Genomic DNA, 18535 nt, shown 5'->3' with positions numbered 1-18535 from the left:
ACCCCTCGGGAAACGAGGAGCATCGCTTGGATCAGCTGTTACAGCTTGATCTCGATGTCCACGCCAGCGGGGAGCTGGAGGCTCATCAGAGCCTCGACCGTCTTGTTGGACGGCTTCAGAATGTCGATCAGACGCTTATGAGTGCGGCTCTCGAACTGCTCGCGGCTATCCTTGTACTTGTGGGTAGCGCGCAGAACGGTAACGATCTCACGATCGGTGGGCAGGGGGATGGGGCCGGACACGCGGGCACCAGTGTGCTTTGCGGTCTCCACGATCTTCTCTGCTGCGGCATCGATCAGCTGAGCATCATAGCTCTGCAGACGGATTCTGATTTTCTCTTTGACTGCCATTGCTTACGCCTCCTGAAAAAATTGATTTTGCCCTAGGCGAGCCGATAAATTGCTCTACACAGTTCCGGGTGTTCCTCGATTTGGCACTAGAAAAACCGGTGAACCGCTTGGCAGTTCTCCCGGAGATATATTAGCAAATCAAATCCGAACATTGGTTCCGCCCGTTTCGCAGGTCACCCCGCCGAGGGAACGTATTCCATCGCTGTCAGTAATTTTTTCGCCCGGTTCTAAGATCGGACATACTCCGCGGAAATAACCCATCACGACTATTGCCGGATGACAACCTCCCGCATCTACGCATATCGCTGGCCTGCACGACTTGTATCGCACAAGCCCTTTGCAGCCGAGAGATATTTTATCACATCTGCGTGCATTTGGCAAGTGTTTTTTCAAAAAAATCGTATTTTTCTTTTTTATTTTCTCCGCACGGTCTTTTGGCGCATTTTTTGTGCATTTTGCATACCGCGTTCCACGTTTTCGCGTGGAAAACTCCCCCGCCTTTCAGGATGCACCGGAATGGGGCGCTTTATACAAAAAGGTCCTCTCCGTCAGGGCTCGCAGGCTTTGACGGAGAGGGTCATTCTTTACTTTTTCTGTTTCAGCTGTTCTTCCAGCCCATCCCGGGGAGTGATGTAGACGGTGGTGTACACCTCATACAGAACCATGCCGGGCTTTGCGCCGTTGGCTTTCCAGATGTTCTTCACCTCGGTGGTGTCCACGGCCACCTTGGCACCGGTCCCGGCCTTGTAGGCGCTGGAATAGATCACGGCCAGCTCGGCGGCCTCCTGCCGGGTGGTGTCCGGAATATCCTCCCCCCGGCTCATCACGACCACGTGGCTGCCGGGAGCCTTCTGGACGTGGAACCAGAGGTCCTTGCCCCGGGCGGTGTGGAGGGTCAGCTTGTCGTTCTGGGCGTTGTTGCGGCCCACAAGAATTTCAAAGCCGTCGCTGGAGGTAAAGCGCAGGAAGTCGGCAGGCTTCTGGCGCTTGTCGCGCTGCTTATAGTATTTCAGGTAGCCCTGACTCTTGAGCTCGGCCCTGATCTCGTTCAGTGCCGCCTCACCGGCGGCGGTCTCCACCTCATAGAGTACGGTTTCCAGATAGGCGATCTCCTTTTCCCCCTCTGCCAGCAGATCTACCAGCATCCGGGCGGCGGTCTGCTTCTTCTTGTAGTTCTTGAAGAAGTTCTGGGCGTTCTGGCTGGGGCTGAACCGCAGGTCCAGCGGGATGGTCACTTCCTTGCCCTCATCGTACCAGTTGGGCACGGTGATGCTCTTCATTCCCTTCTGGGCCAAATAGAGGTTGGCCGAGAGCAGCTCCCCGTAGAGCCGCAGCTTCTCGCTCTTGCCGCTGGCGGCCAGCTCCTCCTGCCGTGCGGCCTGCTTGCGGACCGCACGCTCGTACATATTGTGCACGGCCTTGTGCAGCTCCTTGCTCTTGGTGCGCAGGCGCTCGGCGCGGTCCTTCTCGGCATAGTAGCCCTCGAGCAGGGCGTTGAAGGACGGCCACTCTTTTATAATATAGGTATCGCCGTACTGCAGGGGCCGGAAGAAGGTGAACTCCACCGGCTTGCCGTCCGGGGCAGTCACGCTGCAGGGACAGCCGCCGTTGTGGTGGAGCTCCTTCAGCTCGTCGATGGCGGCCATCAGCTTCCGCTTCTGCGCATCGTCCAGCTCGTTGGCCAGCAGGTGTTCCCCGTCGAAGGCGCGCCAGGCGGCTTCCCGGCAGACCACCGGGCCGACACCGGCCACGGTCTTGTTCAGGGCATCGGCCACAGGCAAATCCCGCTCACAGGCCGCCGCCACAATAGATGCGGCGCTCACCTGCAAAAAGTCGGGGCGGGCCGGTTTGGGCGGAATGGTGTAGGGCAGACCCGGCAGCAGCTGCCGGACATCGCTGTCCTCAAAATCCACCCGCTTGAGGGCATCAATGATCTTGCCGTTCTGCACCAGCACCAGATTGGAGTAGCGGCCCATCAGCTCAGCGCAGAGGATATTCTGCACCAGATCCCCCATCTCGTTGGTGCACTGGAAGGTAAAGTACACGATGCGGTCACCCGGCTCCATCCGCACATCCAGCAGCTTGCCGCCGGTCAGATGCTTACGCATCAGCATACAGAAGGAGGGCGGTGTCTCGGGGTTCTCGAAGCTCTCTTCGGTCAGGCAGACCCGGGCCGAGCCGCTGCGTGCCGAGAGCAGCAGTGCATAGGTCTCGGTGCGGGTGCGCAGGGTCAGCACCAGTTCATCGCGGGTGGGTTCAAATATTTTTGCGATCTTCGCATCGGTCAGGGTCTGTTTCAGCTCCCCAGCCGTCAGCGCCAGCGTCGCGGCATCAAGTGCCATAGTGTTTACCTCGCTATTACGAAAAATTGCAGATGTATATTTTAGCGGGCTCGCCCTCTCCGTCATTGCTTACGCAATGCCACCTCTCCCAAAGTGAGAGGCTTTGGCAGTACGGCAAAGTTTCCGGTTTTGCCAAGGGCTCCCACTTTGGGGGAGCTGTCGAGCGCATGCGAGACTGAGAGGGCGAGGTTGTTCATCCTATTTATGCAACTTCTTTTATAAATAAGTATAAGGGTCGTGGTTCTCTCCGCTCACCCGCACCTCCAGCTCCGGGAACGCAGCGCGCAAACGGTCAGCGATGGCGGCACACACCGGGAATTCGGTGGCGTAGTGCCCCGCCGCCACCAGCGACAGCCCCAGCCGCACGGCATCTATGGCCGCGTGGTGGTTGGCCTCGCCGGTCAGCAGACAGTCCGCCCCCACGGCAAGGGCATCCTCAAACATGCTTCCACCCGCGCCGCTGATGACCGCCAGCCGCTTTACGGTCCTGCCGGTATCTGCAAACTTGACCTGCACCGCGGGGCCGCTCCGGGGCCGGTTGCACCGCCCGCCCAGCACAGCCTGCGCCTTGCGGGCCAGCTCCGGCACCGTGATGGGGTCAACCTCACCCACCCGGCCGCAGCCATCGGCAAACACTTCCCAGTCCCGCATCCCGAAGATGCCCGCCAGTACCTCGTTCACACCGCCCTCGGCGGCATCCAGATTGGTGTGCATACAGATGGCAGAGATGCCCTTTTGCACCAGCTGGAACGATACATCCCGGGGGGTCAGCTTTTTCAGCGGGCTGAAGATAACCGGGTGGTGGGACACGATGAGCTCGCAGCCCCCGGCCGCAGCTTCCTCCACCACCTCGGGGGTGATGTCCAGCGTTACCAGCACCCGGGACACCTCACGGCCGCAGTCCACCAGCAGGCCGGGGTTATCCCAGCTCTCTGCCAGTTCCAGCGGCGCATAGCGCTGCATCTCAGCGTAAATATCATTGGTTGTAGCCATAAAGCTGTACCTCCGATTTCAGCAGCCTCACCCTCTCCGTCATTGCTGCGCAATGCCACCTCTCCCGAAGGGCGAGGTTTTGACAATCCCCACAAAGTTTCCGGTTTTGCCAAGGGCTCCCCCTTTGGGGGAGCTGGCGAGCGTCAGCGAGTCTGAGAGGGCGAGCCATCTAACAATTTATCGATCTCCTCCGCCAGCTCCGTCCCATCCGACACGCCCAGCCGGAAACGGGGGAGCTTGGCCTTCTGCCAGGCGGCATATCCTGCACCCTCGGGCCATTCGGCCGTTCTGCCGAACAGGCACTCGGTAAAGGCGGGGGTGCGCACCTCGCCGGTGTACTCGGCAGCCATCACGGCGTACCAGCGGCCCGCCGCCTGCACGGGACGGTCTGCCGCCAGCGCAAAGCCGTGTTCCCACAGCCAGCGGCGCAGCTCGCTGTGGCGGGTGGCCGGCACCATCACCAGCCGGGGCCCGCCGACCTGCGACACCCACGGGGCCTGTTCGATGATCTCCCAGGTGGTCTGTGCCGAAACGCCCGCCAGCACAATGGTACCCACCTCGCCCGCAGACAACACAGAAAGACCGTCGCCGAGCCGAAGCTCAACGCGGTCTTTGCATCCTGCATGTTCCAGCGTCTGTTCTGCCTTTGCCAGCGGGCCGGGGCGCAGATCGGCCCCGATGACCCGGGGGTATTTCCCCGAGGCCGCCAGCACCGCCGTCAGCTTGCCGTGGTCACAGCCGATGTCAGCCACCGGCTTGCCCGGCAGCACCAGCTCGGCGGCGGCGGTCAGACGCGCATCCAGTGTGGGGAGCACTCAGGCCTTCTTGGAAGCCAGATGGGCGTTCAGCTTCTCCAGCAGCTCGTCGCAGTCCACACCGTGGACCTCACAGGCCTCGGCAATGGTCTCGCCGCGGGAAGCGGGGCAGCCCAGGCAGTGCATACCGATCTCCATAAAATAGGGAGCGGTGGTCTGATCCATATCCAGAATATCGCCAATGATGGTCTCGCGGGTCACCTGCATCGTCTTGTTTTCCTCGTTCTTCTTGAGCATATTAAAAATATCAAACATGATGGGATTCCTTTCTGTTGTGGGTGTTTTCGTGGTCAAACAGACCATTCGTATATACTATACCCTATTACTAGGTATTTTTGCAAGACCTCTTACAAATTTTAAGCCTCATCTTTGTACAACCTCTCAGTCGAGCTGCCGCTCGCCAGCTCCCCTGGTAGGGGAGCCTCTGGCGAAACCGGACACTTTGCGTGGAATGCCAAGGCCTCCCCTCGTTAGGGGAGGTGGCATTGCGAAGCAATGACGGAGAGGTTTTGCGTCCTCTTTCCACACAAAAAGCCCCCGCCATCTTGCGACAGCGGGGGCCAAGCTTCAGATTTTAAAATCAGCGCTTAGTTCTGCTTCATGCGAGCGAAGCAGTCGGAGCAGTAGACCGGACGGTCCTCACGGGGCTGGAAGGGAACCTTGCAAGCCTTGCCGCAAGCTGCGCAGACAGCATCGAACATCTGGCGCTCACCGCTGTTGCTGCGTGCGCCGCCGTTCTTGCGAGCGTCACGGCAGGGCTTGCAGCGCTGGGGCTGGTTCTCAAAGCCGCGAGATGCGTAGAACTCCTGCTCACCAGCAGTCCAAACAAACTCCTTGCCGCAGTCTTTGCAAACTAAAGTCTTGTCTTCGAACATAGTAGTATCTCCTCTTTGTTTAGTTCTTGCCCGCGGAAGGATTGTAACCATACCTTTGGTTTTTAGGGACCATCGCGCTGATCGTAAGCTACCAGGGGCTTGAATGATAGAACATCCTCTGGTTGAGGACTTCTCTATTGTACCGTTCTTTTTTTGATTTGTCAACCAAAAAACAAACCTTCGGCTTCATTTTTGTGCATTCGGCCCAATTAGACAGGGTTTGCGCTCCGGAAAACAGCAAAAGGGAACGCGCCCCATCCAGAAGCGCGTTCCCCTTTTTATTGCATTGTAAAAACCGCGTAAAATACGAACGGCTTACTTCTCGACAACTTCCTTGGTGTCGCGGGCGATCATCAGCTCCTCATCGGTAGCAATGACCAGCGTGCGGACCTTTGCGCCCCAGGCAGTGATCTCACAGACATCGCCCTGGATGTGCTTGTTCTTGTCGGTATCGATGCGGATCCCCAGCCAATCCATGTGGTGGCAGATCTTTGCACGGGCAGCAGCATCATGCTCGCCGATGCCGCCGGTAAAGACGATGGCATCCACGCCGCCCATGGCGGCAATGTAGCTGCCGATGGTCTTCTTGATCTGGTAGTTCAGCATGTCAGAAGCCAGCTGTGCGCGCTTGTTGCCTGCAGCAGCTGCCTCCTCCACATCGCGCTTGTCGCTGGAGACACCGGAGATGCCCAGCAGGCCGGACTTCTTGTTCAGGATCTCGTCCAGCTCGTGGCCGGTGATGTTCAGGGTGTACTTCAGGTAGTTGACCACAGAGGGGTCCAGGTCGCCGCAGCGGGTGCCCATCATCAGGCCGGCCAGCGGGGTCATACCCATGGAGGTATCCACGACCTTGCCCTGGTCCACAGCAGCAATGGAAGAACCGTTGCCCAGATGGCAGGTGATCAGCTTCAGGCGCTCAATGGGCTCCTCCAGATACTCAGCTGCCTTGTGTGCAACATACTTGTGGCTGGTGCCGTGGAAGCCGTAACGGCGGACACCGTACTTCTCATAGTACTCGTAGGGGATGGCGTACATATAAGCCTTCGGGGGCATGGTGCTGTGGAAAGCGGTATCGAACACAGCGACCATGGGGATGTTGCCGAACACCTTGCGTGCAGCCTCAATGCCCAGAATGCCTGCGGGGTTGTGCAGGGGGGCCAGGGGGCTCAGCTCCCGGAGGGTATTGATGACTTCATCGGTGATCAGGCAGCTGGCCTTGAACTTCTCGCCGCCGTGGACAACGCGGTGGCCGATGGCGTTGATCTCGCTGACATCGTTGATGCACTTGCCCTCGCCGGTGGTCATCTTCTTCACGACCTCAGCAAAAGCCTCGGTGTGGGTGGGGAAGATCGCCGGGGTGGTGGCCTTGTGGCCGTTGGCCTCGTGGGTGATCATGCTGCTTTCCATGCCAATGCGCTCGCACAGGCCCTTGCACAGCACCTTCTCGCCGTCCATATCGATCAGCTGATACTTCAGGGAAGAAGAGCCGCAGTTAATAACCAGAACTTTCATCTTCTTGTGCCTCCATATTCTTTTCGGTTCGCAGATGCGGACAGAATTTTACAGATTCCTAGAAATATTATATAATAGGTTCCAAGGGTTTTCAAGCCGCAACCGGGCAAAGGGTTCCACAAAGTATCCATGCTTTTTTGTACACCCTGCCCACAAATGGAAAGAGACGCAGGTTATTTCTGTATGAACGATATAAATTTCACAATGTACAAGTTCACCGGGATCATTGCCGAATACGATCCCTTCCACAACGGCCACGCCTGGCAGTTGCAGCAGGCAAAGGCACTGGGTGCTCAGCGGGTGGCGGTGGCCATGAGCTGCGGGCTGACCCAGCGGGGCGCGCTGCCCCTGCTGCCCGAAAGCGTGCGGGTGCAGGCCGCGCTGACCTGCGGGGCCGACCTCGTGTTCGCCCTGCCCGCCCCTTATGCCTGTTCCGGGGCGGAATGCTTTGCCCGGGCCGGGGTGCAGCTGCTGGCCGCCGCCGGGTGCGACGCTCTGGTGTTCGGAGCCGAGACCCCGGATGCGGCTCTTCTGATGGAAGCCGCCCGGGTACTCTCCGGCGCGGAATACCGCACCGCCCTCAAGGCCCGGCTTGCTGCCGGGGCCCGCAGCTTTGCGGCAGCCCGGCAGGCAGCGGTGGAAGCAGTCTGCCCGGGCACCGGCCTTGCCGCCCTGCTGGACAAGCCCAACAACAATCTGGCCGTGGAATACTGCAAGGCTATTCTGGAGCTGGGGGCTTCTCTGGTGCCGATTCCCCTGCCCCGGCAGGGTGCCGGTCATGGGCAGGCCCTGACCGAAACAGGGGGGCAGTTTGCCAGTGCCAGCGCCCTGCGCACGCTCTGGCAGAACGGCGGAGCGGATGCCGCTGCTCCCTATGTTCCGGCGGAAGTCCTGCCGCTCTACCGGGAAGCCTATGCCGCCGGGCGGTACACCGATCTTGCGGCCGCCCAGCGCTGTCAGCTGGCGCTTCTGCGCAGCCGGTGCGCAGGAACCGCGCCGTTTGCCCAGGTGCGGGGCATTTCGGAAGGTCTGGAGCACCGGCTGGAAGCCGCTGTGCGTTCCAGCACCACCCATGCGGAGCTGCTGGACAGCCTGACCACCGTGCGCTATCCACGGGCACGGATGCGCCGCCTGGCCATGGATGCCGCTCTGGACTATTCTGCCGATGCCTTCCCCGCCCTGCTGCCCTATCTCCACCTGCTGGGGGCGCAGAAGGATGCCCTTCCCCTCCTGAAGGCTGCCGCACTGCCGGTGTCCCACTCCCTTGCGCGGCTTGCCGAACAGAACGTCCCCTGCCAGGCGGTGGTGGACGCTCAGCTGCGGGCCTGTGATTTTGGCGCGCTGTGTCGTAAAAAGCCGGAGCCGATGGGGGGTGCACTTCGTCAAAAAATTATCTTTTTGACGAAATAGCAAAATTTTCTCCTGAAATTTTTACATTTCCACACTTGTATCCCGGCAGCGGTTCGGTGTATCATAATGATAGTATTGGATACAACGAAGCGTCCCCAGCCTGTGGGACAAGAGGAGGAACTCCATGGCATTACACGTTCTGGACGAAGCCAACCGCTGCCTCGGCTGCAAAAAGCCGATGTGCCAGCAGGGCTGTCCCATCCACACCAACATCCCCGAGGTCATCCGTCTGCTCAAGGCAAACGAGCTGGATGCCGCAGGCCGGATGCTGTTTGAGAACAACCCCCTGACCACAGTCTGCTCTCTGGTCTGCAACCACGAGAACCAGTGCGAGGGCCACTGCATCCGCAACCGGATGCCCAGCCACGATCCTGTCCACTTTTCCATCATCGAGGACTATATCTCCACCACCTATGCCAACAAGATGACCAAGGGCCCCGCCCCCAAGAACGGTATGAAGGCCGCCGTGGTGGGTGCAGGCCCTGCCGGCCTGACCATTGCCGTGCTGCTGGCGCGCTGGGGCTATGATATCACCATTTTTGATGCCCGGGATAAGATCGGCGGCGTGATGCGGTACGGCATCCCCAACTACCGCCTGCCCGACAGCGTGCTGGACGATTTCCAGTACCGCCACCTTGAGCTCAAGGGCATCCATGTCCGGCCCAACACCACCATCGGCAAGACCATCACCATCGACGACCTGTTCCGCGACGGCTACAAGAGCGTGTTCATCGGTGCCGGCCTGTGGAAGGCCAACGCCATGCACATCAAGGGCGAGACCCTGGGCAACGTGGCCTTCGGCATCGACTATCTGGCCAACTCCAAGGCCTTCCGGCTGGGGGACGACATCGCCGTGATCGGCGTGGGCAACTCGGCCATGGACTGCGCCCGCACCGCCATCCGCAACGGTGCCCGCCATGTCACCTGCTATGCCCGCCGGGATGAGAGTTGCATCAGCGCCTCTGAATACGAGGTCAGCTATGCCAAGCTCGAGGGCGTGGGCTTCCGCTTCTGCAAGGCCCCGGTGGAGATCCGGGAGAACGGCCTGATCTGCCGCGACACGGTCAAGAACGAAGAGGGCAAGTTCGTGCAGGTAGAGGGCAGCGAGACCTTCTACCCCCACACCGGTGTCATCGTCTCGGTGAGCCAGGGCTCGGAGAGCAACCTCGTCAAGACCACCACCGGCATCGAGACCAACCAGAAGGGCCTGCTGACCGTCAGCGAGGACGGCAGCACCACCCGCGAGGGCGTGTTTGCCGGCGGCGATGCCGTTATGGGTGCCCGTACCGTGGTCGAGGCCGTGGCCATTGCCAAGCAGGTGGCCGAATCCATGGACAAGTACATGAAGAGCCTGCCTGCAGATACGACCCCCGATCCCTACGCCAACATCCCCACCTTCCAGACCCCCACCTCAGACGTTCTGGGCAAACAGGAAGTCAAATAATGCTTTTCCCGCCCGGCTGGTCTGTCCCGCCGGGCGTTTTATTTCTCATCGGTTTCCATTTGATTTCCAATTTGTAAATTTTGTGTCCATTTATCCATCTTTACCGTTTCTTAGTTGACCCCTTTTTCCGCTTTTCGGTATACTATTCATATATCTGCATGTGTTTTGTACACTGCGGAAATATTTTCTCGAAAGGTCGGTGGACATTATTCTCAAGGCATCCATCCCCAAACTGCGGGAAAAATTATTGGAAGCGCTTCAGGCGGTGCTGCCCATCGTGGCCATCGTGCTGGTGCTCTGCTTCTCCATCGCTCCCGTCTCCCCCAGCATCCTGCTCTGCTTCCTGCTGGGCGCGGCTATGATCATTGTGGGCATCATGTTCTTTACGCTGGGCGCGGAGATGAGCATGAGCCCCATGGGCGAGCGGGTGGGCGCAATGCTCACCAAAAGCCGGAGCGTGCCGCTCATCATCGGTGTCGGCTTTCTGCTGGGCTTCCTCATCACCATCTCGGAGCCCGACTTACAGGTATTGGCCAATCAGGTGCCCTCCATCCCCAACATGACCCTCATCCTCTCGGTAGCGGCAGGCGTGGGGCTGTTCCTCGTGGTCGCCTTCCTGCGTATGCTGCTGGGCATTGCCCTGCCCAAGCTGCTGGTGGTGTTCTACGGGCTCATCTTTGTGCTGGCCGCCTTTGTGCCAAAGGAATTTCTTTCCGTGGCCTTTGATTCCGGCGGCGTGACCACCGGCCCCATCACCGTTCCCTTCATCATGGCGCTGGGTGTCGGCGTGGCCGCCATCCGTTCCGACCGCCATGCCGCGGACGACAGCTTTGGTCTGGTGGCGCTCTGCTCCATCGGCCCCATTCTGGCGGTGCTCATTCTGGGCATTGCGTTCCAGGCCAGCGACAGCACCTACGTTCCGCCCATCCTGCCCAACGTCAGCGATTCCGTGGAGCTGTGGCAGCTCTTCCACGAGGGCCTGCCCACCCACATCAAGGAGATTGCCACCTCCCTGCTGCCCATCATCGCCATGTTCGGCGTGTTCCAGCTGGCGGCCCTCAAACTCGACCGGCGGACGCTGGGCCGCATCGGCGTGGGCCTGGCCTATACTTATATCGGTCTTGTGCTATTCCTCGCAGGCGCAAACATTGGCTTTATGCCCGCCGGTAATTATCTGGGTCAGGTGCTGGCAGGCCAGAGCTTCCGCTGGCTGCTGGTGCCCATCGGGATGCTCATCGGCTACTTCATCGTCAAGGCCGAGCCCGCCGTCTATGTGCTGAACAAGCAGGTCGAGGAAGTGACCGACGGTGCCATCTCCGCCAGCACCATGGGCGCAGCCCTCTCGGCAGGCGTTTCCCTCTCGGTGGGTCTTGCCATGGTGCGGGTGCTCACCGGCATCTCCATCCTATGGTTCCTCATCCCGGGCTATGCCTTTGCCATCGGCATCTCCTTCGTGGTGCCCAAGCTCTACACCGCCATCGCCTTTGACGCGGGCGGCGTTGCTTCCGGCCCCATGACGGCCACCTTCCTGCTGCCGCTGGCGCAGGGTGCCTGTGTGGCTGTGGGCGGCAATATCGTCACCGATGCCTTCGGCGTGGTGGCCATGGTCGCCATGACCCCCCTCATCACGGTGCAGCTCATGGGTCTGATGGCCCAGCTCAAGCAGCGCCGGGCCCGGCAGGCACAGCCTGTGCCCGCCGCCGCGCTGGCCTTTGCCGACCTGCCGGATGATGCCATCATCGAGCTGTAAGGAGGTCCTGCTGTGAATACTTTATACTGGCTCATCACCATCACCGACCGCCACTCCACCGATGCCTTTCTGGCCCTTTACGAGGAGCACGGCATCACGGTCAGCCTGCGCACGGTGGGTGCAGGCACGGCGGTGCGGGAGACCCTTTCCACCCTGGGGCTGGAGCAGACCGAAAAGGCCGTGCTCTTTGCCATGATCACCGCCGAGACCTGGCCCGGCCTGCAAAAAGACCTGCGCCGCAAAATGCGCATCGATGTGCCGGGCACCGGCATCGCGTTCATCATCCCGGTCAGCAGCATCGGCGGCAAGCGGGCGCTGCAATTCCTGACCGAACACCAGACCTTTGCACTGAAGGAGGAAAGCACCTTGAAGGATACCCGCTATGAGCTGCTGCTCGTCATTGCCAATCAGGGCCACACCGGCTCCATCATGGACGCGGCCCGCGCCGCCGGAGCTGGCGGCGGCACCGTCATCCACGCAAAGGGCACCGGCATGGAGGGTGCCGCCCACTTTATGGGGGTGGAGCTGGTCAACGAGAAGGAACTGGTGCTCATCGTGTCCCGCACCACCCTGAAAAACCAGATCATGCAGGCCATCATGCAGGGGGCAGGCCCCAAGGCGGGAGCCATCGTGTTCTCCCTGCCCGTGACCGATACGGCGGGTCTGCGGCTGCTGGACGAGGAGTAACGGCCTCACCCTCTCAGGCGCTTTGCGCCAGCTCCCCCAAAGGGGGGAGCCCTTGGCAGCCACATCAATCCCGCTGTTCTGATGGGAAGCAACCGCATCGGGTGGATTTTCTTGAAGTTTTCCTGTATTATAAGGATAGTATGGGAGGTACTGCTATGAAATCTACTCGTCGCTGGCAGCAGCTTTTGCTGAACAGTCTGGCTATCATCCTGGGCAACGCGCTGTATTCGCTGGCGGTGGCCCTGTTTCTGGAGCCCGCCGGGCTCATCACGGGCGGTGCCACCGGCATCGCGCTGGCCTTCGGGCGGCTGACGGGGCTCTCCGTCTCCGGTTTCCTCTTTCTCTTCAACATGACCATGCTGGTGTGGGGCTGGGCGGTGCTGGGCAAGAAGTTCGCACTGAACACCCTTGCCAGCAGCGTGCTGAGCCCCGCCTTTCTGGGGCTGTTTGAGCGGTTGCTGGACGGCCGGGTGCTGACTGAGGACATCTTCCTCTGCACCATCTTCTCGGGTCTGGGCATCGGCGTTGCGCTGGGCATGGTCATCCGGGCGGGCGCTTCCACCGGCGGCATGGATATCCCCCCGCTGGTGCTGCAGAAATGGTTCCGCTGGCCGGTGTCCATCACCATGATGCTCTTTGATATCGCCATCCTGCTGGTGCAGGCGGCGTTCAGCCAGCCGGAGCAGGTGCTCTATGGCATCGTGCTGGTCATCACCCACACCATCGTCATGGACAAGATGCTGATGCTGGGCGACAGCCGCACCGAGGTCAAGATCATCAGCACCCGGTCGGATGAGATCCGCACCGCCATTCTGGCTGAGATCGACCGCGGCGTGACCGTGCTCCACGGCGAGGGCGGCTACACCGGCGAGCCCAGCGAGGTGCTGCTCAGCGTCATCTCCAACCGGGAGCTGCCCCGGCTGGAAAAACTGGTTCATTCCATCGACCCCGCCTGTTTCCTCATCGTCAGCCGCGTGACCGAAGTCAGCGGCCGGGGCTTCTCGATGGAAAAGGAATACCAGTAAATCTTCTTGACAGTGTTTCTGCTATCTGCTATATTGATATCAGAATAACAAAGTCGGTTTTGGGCTTTCGCACAGGGACCCCCCTGCCTTTTGGGGTTATCTGTACGAAGGCCCGTTTTATTACAGGAAAAAGGAGCAACCTATGAAAATCACTCAGATCCCCATGGGGGCCCACAATGCCCAGCTGACCTGCTACCTGCAGGATCCCTGCACCGAAATGCCTGCTCTGGACCGCTGCCCTGCGATCCTGATCTTTCCGGGCGGAGCCTATGCTTTCTGCTCAGACCGGGAAGCCGATCCTGTAGCGCTGGCCTTCCTGAACGCAGGCTACAATGCCTTTGTGCTGCGGTACAGTGTCTCCCAGAACTGTCCGGTGGAGGAGGTCTATACCAATGCCCTTGCCGAGGCGCAGGAGGCCATGGACTACCTGCATCAGAACGCAGGTGACCTGCACATCGACCCGGAGCAGATCGCCGTGGTAGGCTTCTCTGCCGGCGGGCATCTTGCCGCCTCGGTGGGCACCATGGGCCGGGTCCGTCCCGCGGCCATGCTGCTGGGCTACGCTGTGTTCAGCGTCCCGGGCAAGGCGTTGGGCATGGAGCTGCCGGACCTGCTGCAGCAGGTGGATGACCAGACTCCCCCTACCTTCCTTTTTGCCACCCAGGGCGACCATCTGGTGCCCGCCACGCAGTCCCTGCAGTTTGCCACCCTGCTGGCAGAGCGGAAGATCCCCTATGAGATGCATATCTTTGCTTACGGCGACCACGGCTTCTCCACCGGCAGCCGCCACATCGCCAATCCCCAAAACCCGGAAAACCCGGAATCCGCAGTGTGGCAGGGCATGGCACTCGGCTTCCTGAACCACATTTTCAACCACGACGTGCTGGTGCCCGCCCCGGAGGAAGTCAAGGAATTCTGTCTTGATATGAAGATCGGCACCCTGCTGGACACTCCTCAGTCCGCTGCCCTGATCCAGCAGCTGCTGCCGGAGCTGGCCCAATATGTGCAGCAGGAGCCCGGCTCCCGGGGCATTTCGGTGAATGATCTGCAATTCTACAGCAACAAAATGTTCGATGAAGAAAAGCTGGCCGCACTGAACGAAGCTCTGGCAAAGCTGAACTGAGGGAACATCACATGGAACGCTTTGAACTTCTTGCGCGGCTTGGATTTGCACCGCCGGAGGCCTGCCGGGTGCGGGTCATCATTGACACTGATGCAAAAAACGAGGGCGATGATGACTTTGCCATCCTGCACCATCTGCTCACTCCGCAATTTGATGTGCGTGGTATCTGTGCCACCCATTTCGAGGTCAAAACCACCCAAAGGGGTCTGCCGCCCCACAGCCTGGAACGCAGCTATCAGGAAGTATGCCGCCTGCTGAACGCCGCACACATCGACGATGTTCCTGTTTTTCATGGTTGTACTGCCCCTCTCGCCTCCCCGGAGGATGCTCCCGACTGTGAAGCCGTCGAGTTTTTGATCCAGGAGGCTCTGCGGGATGACCCGGCTCCCCTGTACATTGCGGCCCAGGGCGCTATGACAAACATTGCCGCCGCCCTGAACCGTGCCCCGGAGATCGCGTCCCGCATGACGGTGCTCTGGAACGGCGGCGGCCCCTATCCCGCCGGACGACCGGAATTCAATGTTCAGCAAGACCCCATCGCCTGCCGTGTCCTGTTGGACAGCGCTGTCACGGTCTGGCAGATCCCACAGGATGTCTACGCCAGATTCGAGGTATCCCTTTCCGAATTGGCGCTTCGGGTACGGCCCTGCGGCGAAGTGGGAGCCTATCTATTTCAGCAGCTGATGGACGAGTACCCCTCCGAATACGATCCCCGCTTTCCTCTGCGCACCGGGGGCAATTGGACTTTGGGCGACAACACTACCGCCGCCGTCCTGCTGGAGAATGGATTCCGGGGGCACTGGACACTCCGTCCGGCCCCTGTGCTCCTGCCCAGCCTGACCTATGCTGAAGCTTCTGACCGCAAAACCATCCGTGTCTATCACGATCTGGATGTTCGTTTTGCACTGGAAGATTTTTATTCCAAGCTGGCGCTGTGCTACCCCAGATAAGGATCATACAGAGCAACAGCCCCCTCGGCCCATAAGCCTGAGGGGGCTGTTGCTCTGTAATTCAGCTGTTACAGCAGCGGTGCAATGACCTTGAGCAGCATTCCGGTGGCACGGAGCAGATAATGCTTCTGCCAGATGCTGGCCGAGGTATTTTCCACCGTGCGGCACTGTTCCAGCGTGTGCTGGAAATCCTGCTCAATGTCCCAGATGCAGGGGGCATCCACCATCCAGACGGCATCCTCAAAGTGATGGTACAGGCTGCGGTAGTCCAGATTGATGGTGCCCACCACCGCTTCCCTGCCATCCACCACGAACACCTTTGCATGGACAAAACCAGGGCTCCACTCGCTGATCTTCACGCCCGAATCCAGCAGGGCCGAATAGTGGCTCTTTGCCAGTGCGTAGGGGAACTGCTTGTCCGGCTTTCCGGGCAGGATGAGGTGGACATCCACGCCCCGTTCAGCGGCAAATTTCAGGGCGGTCTCCAGTTCGCCGTCCAGAATAAGGTAGGGGGTCATAATGTGGATGTAATCCCTGGCCCGGTTGAGCAGGTCGATATAGACCATCTCGCCCACCCGCTCGCCGTCCAGCGGACAGTCCCCGTAGGGAGCCGCCACGCCCTTTGCATTTTCCGGCACCGGAATGGGCCGGGTCAGGAACTGCTCATATTCCGGCTCCTTCAGGATGCCCCACATCTGCAGAAACTGAGCCGTCAGCGAACGGACTGCCTCGCCCTCCAGCATCACGGCGGCATCCTTCCAGCGGCCATGCTTCTGGATGTGGTTGATGTACTCATCGGCAAGATTCACGCCGCCGGTAAAACCGACCCGCCCGTCAATGACAAGAATTTTCCGGTGGTCGCGATAATTATAGTGAGTGGAGACGAACGGCTGCACCGGGCTGAACACCTTGCACTGGATGTTCAGCTTCTCCAGCAGCCGGGGGTAGTTGCGGGGCAGGGTGGAGAACTCACAGGTGCCGTCGTACATCACCCGGACATCCACGCCCTGCAGCGCCTTGCGGGCCAGCACTTCCAGGATCTTGCCCCACATCAGGCCCTCATCGATGATGAAATACTCCACAAAGATATATTCTTCTGCCGTTTCCAGCTGGCGCAGCAGTTCCTCAAACTTTGCCTCGCCGCCGGGAAAATAGGTCATGGCGGTGTTCTGGTACACCGGAAAGCCGCCGCCCCGCCCGTACAGGTACTTTGCCAGCGAGGCTGCGCCGGGTTCAAGCGCTTTCAGCTGTTCCATTGCCTTTTGGCTCTGCGGCAGCCAGCCGCGCAGCTGATCCTCCAGCTCCAGCAGCCGCTTGCGCAGGATGTTGTGCCCGAAATTGCTCTTGACATAGAAGAACATCGGAATGCCCACCACCGGCGCAATGGCAACCACCACCATCCAGGTGATCTTGGCGCTGTTGTCCATCTTGCTGTTGAGCAGGTAGATGACCATGGCCGATGTAACGACCACGCTGCCGCCAAAGTAATGGGGCCACAGGTTGCCGAACCACCGGAAGATGCTGAACAGCAGCCCCACCTGCAGCAGCAGGAGGATCAGCACCAGGCCAAAGCGGCTGAAGATGGCGTGGATCACACCCTTCTGCCCCTTTCTCAGCAGCCGCAGGCCGCCGTCCTCAAACTGCTGGACATAGCCCTTGACGTTCTGTTTCAGTTTCTCTGTTTTCATGTTCCGCCTTTCTTATTTCCGCCGCAGGGTCACCGCATAGGAGTCCTGTGCCGCGTGGCAGCGCTCCACCAGCTCCTTGGGCTGGGCGCAGACCCCGTGGTCATGCCACGGGTCATTGAACCAGTAGTTTTCCTCATCGTAGCCCACCAGCAGCAGGCAGTGCTCGTGGCACTTCCAGGCAAAGTCGGTGCCATCAGCCAGCAGCCAGTGATCCCGCTCCTCGGGCACCGGGGTAAAATCCAGCGTTGCCCAGAACACCACCGGCATTTCCTCGTCGATGAACCGGCACAGCTGCGCTGCGGTCTCGCCGCTCACGTCCAGCACCTCGAACCGGTCCGCCGCCCCTTCATGCTCCAGCGCGCTCTGCAAGGCCTGCACGATGCAGGGGGCATAGCAGCCGTACCCGGTGTGGTCGTGGGGGTCGCCGGGGTAGACGAACATCGGGTCAGGCCCGTAGAGCCTGCCCTCCTGTTCCCAGTAGGGGGCGTGGGGCAGGTCGCGCTCAATGAACACATCCGGGTCAATGGGGATGCCCACAGCCTGCAGCAGCATCACGCTGCTGATGCTCTCGCAGCCGTTCACCCAGCGGGCAGTCTGGTCGATATACGGGGCCGGAACGATCTTTTTCATCAATTTTCCTCTTACTCTGTCAAAAACAGTGGTTTTGTGATATCATAAGCAGTGAGAAACAGGGGTGTTCCCCAACAATATACCTATTATAGCTTATTCTGACCGGTTTTTCTACCGGAATCGGCAGGCGGGAGGATTTTGGGACATGAACAATCTGATTATCGGCATCGCAGGCGGCTCGGGCAGCGGCAAGACCACGCTGGCTTACCGGCTCAAGGAGCGGTTCGGGGAGGACGAGGTGCGTCTGATCTCCCACGACAGCTACTACAAGCGCCACGATGAACTGCCCTTTGCAGAGCGCTGCAAGCTGAATTATGACCACCCGGACGCGTTCGACAACGACCTGCTCATCCAGCACCTGAAGGAGCTGAAAGCGGGCCGCGCCATCGACTGCCCCGTGTACGATTACGCCAACCACAACCGCAGCAGCGAGGTGCAGCACATCGAGCCTGCCCCCGTCCTCATCGTAGAGGGCATTCTGCCCCTGGCTGAGCCGGAGCTGTGCAGCCTGTTCGATTACAAGATCTACGTGGACACCGACGCTGACGAGCGGATCCTCCGCCGCATCCTGCGGGATGTCAAGGAGCGGGGCCGCTCTCTGGACAGTGTCATTGCCCAGTACCGCGCCACTGTCAAGCCCATGCACGAAGCCTTTGTGGAGCCCAGTAAGCGCAACGCCGATATCATCATCCCCAATGGCGGTGAAAACGGCCCCGCCATCGAGATGCTGGTCCACCATATCCGCAGCCTGATCCAGAAGGCGAATCTGCGCTGAACTTTCACCGCAGTTCCGTATGATACCAAAAAAGGGGTGGTTCCCGACTGCTGGGTATCCGTAAAACAGTTTTCGAAAAATGACACGGCAACTGCCTGTCAGGATTGGTTACGGAGTACCCGGCTAGGCCGAGGAAGCATCAAGTCCCATGTCCGCACCGTCAAGG

17 protein-coding genes are annotated in these 18535 nt (G+C 59.9%); 8 read left to right on the top strand and 9 right to left on the bottom strand.

Annotation, left to right across the window (positions count from 1 at the left end):
• Window positions 1-38: 38 nt before the first annotated feature.
• The 7 genes from rpsJ to P0G09_RS13760 form a co-directional block, all read right to left on the bottom strand.
• Window positions 39-350, bottom strand: coding sequence for a 30S ribosomal protein S10 (gene rpsJ, locus P0G09_RS13790; RefSeq protein WP_005934923.1), 312 nt, complete (start codon window positions 348-350; stop codon window positions 39-41).
• 584 nt (window positions 351-934) lie between these two features.
• Window positions 935-2692, bottom strand: a complete 1758-nt coding sequence (locus tag P0G09_RS13785) for an NFACT RNA binding domain-containing protein (RefSeq protein ID WP_156062212.1) — start codon at window positions 2690-2692, stop codon at window positions 935-937.
• A gap of 216 nt (window positions 2693-2908) precedes the next feature.
• Window positions 2909-3685: a Nif3-like dinuclear metal center hexameric protein gene (locus P0G09_RS13780; protein ID WP_275252947.1), complete on the bottom strand. Its 777-nt coding sequence runs from the start codon at window positions 3683-3685 to the stop codon at window positions 2909-2911.
• A 143-nt stretch (window positions 3686-3828) separates the two neighbouring features.
• Window positions 3829-4500 (bottom strand): class I SAM-dependent methyltransferase, encoded by a 672-nt coding sequence (locus P0G09_RS13775; RefSeq protein WP_275252946.1) that lies wholly within the window; start codon window positions 4498-4500, stop codon window positions 3829-3831.
• Window positions 4501-4755 (bottom strand): DUF1858 domain-containing protein, encoded by a 255-nt coding sequence (locus tag P0G09_RS13770; RefSeq protein WP_005934504.1) that lies wholly within the window; start codon window positions 4753-4755, stop codon window positions 4501-4503.
• A gap of 332 nt (window positions 4756-5087) precedes the next feature.
• Window positions 5088-5375, bottom strand: a complete 288-nt coding sequence (locus P0G09_RS13765) for a zinc-ribbon domain containing protein (RefSeq protein WP_005921120.1) — start codon at window positions 5373-5375, stop codon at window positions 5088-5090.
• Between the two features lie 315 nt (window positions 5376-5690).
• Complete coding sequence (locus P0G09_RS13760) at window positions 5691-6887, bottom strand: acetate kinase (protein ID WP_154277443.1); 1197 nt, start codon at window positions 6885-6887, stop codon at window positions 5691-5693.
• A 183-nt stretch (window positions 6888-7070) separates the two neighbouring features.
• Between P0G09_RS13760 and P0G09_RS13755 the strand changes: the two genes are divergently transcribed.
• From P0G09_RS13755 to P0G09_RS13725, 7 genes are all read left to right on the top strand, one after another.
• A complete protein-coding gene (locus P0G09_RS13755) occupies window positions 7071-8297 on the top strand; it encodes a nucleotidyltransferase family protein (protein ID WP_275252945.1) in 1227 nt (408 codons plus the stop codon).
• A 124-nt stretch (window positions 8298-8421) separates the two neighbouring features.
• Window positions 8422-9741, top strand: a complete 1320-nt coding sequence (locus P0G09_RS13750) for an NAD(P)-dependent oxidoreductase (protein WP_275252944.1) — start codon at window positions 8422-8424, stop codon at window positions 9739-9741.
• Window positions 9742-9940: 199 nt separating this feature from the next.
• Window positions 9941-11491 carry a DUF1538 domain-containing protein gene (locus P0G09_RS13745; RefSeq protein ID WP_275252943.1) on the top strand — a complete coding sequence of 517 codons (1551 nt, stop codon included), beginning with the start codon at window positions 9941-9943 and terminating at the stop codon, window positions 11489-11491.
• Between the two features lie 12 nt (window positions 11492-11503).
• A complete protein-coding gene (locus tag P0G09_RS13740) occupies window positions 11504-12178 on the top strand; it encodes a transcriptional regulator (protein WP_097773241.1) in 675 nt (224 codons plus the stop codon).
• Window positions 12179-12333: 155 nt separating this feature from the next.
• Window positions 12334-13203 (top strand): YitT family protein, encoded by an 870-nt coding sequence (locus P0G09_RS13735; protein WP_275252942.1) that lies wholly within the window; start codon window positions 12334-12336, stop codon window positions 13201-13203.
• A 142-nt stretch (window positions 13204-13345) separates the two neighbouring features.
• A complete protein-coding gene (locus P0G09_RS13730; RefSeq protein ID WP_275252941.1) occupies window positions 13346-14326 on the top strand; it encodes an alpha/beta hydrolase in 981 nt (326 codons plus the stop codon).
• Window positions 14327-14337: 11 nt separating this feature from the next.
• A complete protein-coding gene (locus P0G09_RS13725) occupies window positions 14338-15276 on the top strand; it encodes a nucleoside hydrolase (RefSeq protein WP_275252940.1) in 939 nt (312 codons plus the stop codon).
• Between the two features lie 68 nt (window positions 15277-15344).
• Here P0G09_RS13725 and P0G09_RS13720 read toward each other — a convergent pair whose 3' ends face one another.
• Entirely contained in the window at window positions 15345-16964 is a 1620-nt protein-coding gene (locus P0G09_RS13720; RefSeq protein ID WP_275252939.1) for a phospholipase D-like domain-containing protein, read from the bottom strand.
• 12 nt (window positions 16965-16976) lie between these two features.
• Entirely contained in the window at window positions 16977-17594 is a 618-nt protein-coding gene (locus tag P0G09_RS13715) for a C39 family peptidase (RefSeq protein WP_275252938.1), read from the bottom strand.
• Window positions 17595-17739: 145 nt separating this feature from the next.
• On the opposite strand from P0G09_RS13715, the gene udk reads away from it, so the two are divergent.
• Window positions 17740-18369, top strand: a complete 630-nt coding sequence (gene udk, locus P0G09_RS13710) for a uridine kinase (protein ID WP_275252937.1) — start codon at window positions 17740-17742, stop codon at window positions 18367-18369.
• Window positions 18370-18535 lie beyond the last annotated feature (166 nt).

It is taken from the genome of Faecalibacterium sp. DFI.5.82 (assembly GCF_029076575.1).
GTDB lineage: Bacteria > Bacillota > Clostridia > Oscillospirales > Ruminococcaceae > Faecalibacterium > Faecalibacterium duncaniae.
The sequence above is the reverse complement of the archived record's forward strand: the minus strand, read 5'-3'. Positions and strand labels throughout refer to the sequence as shown.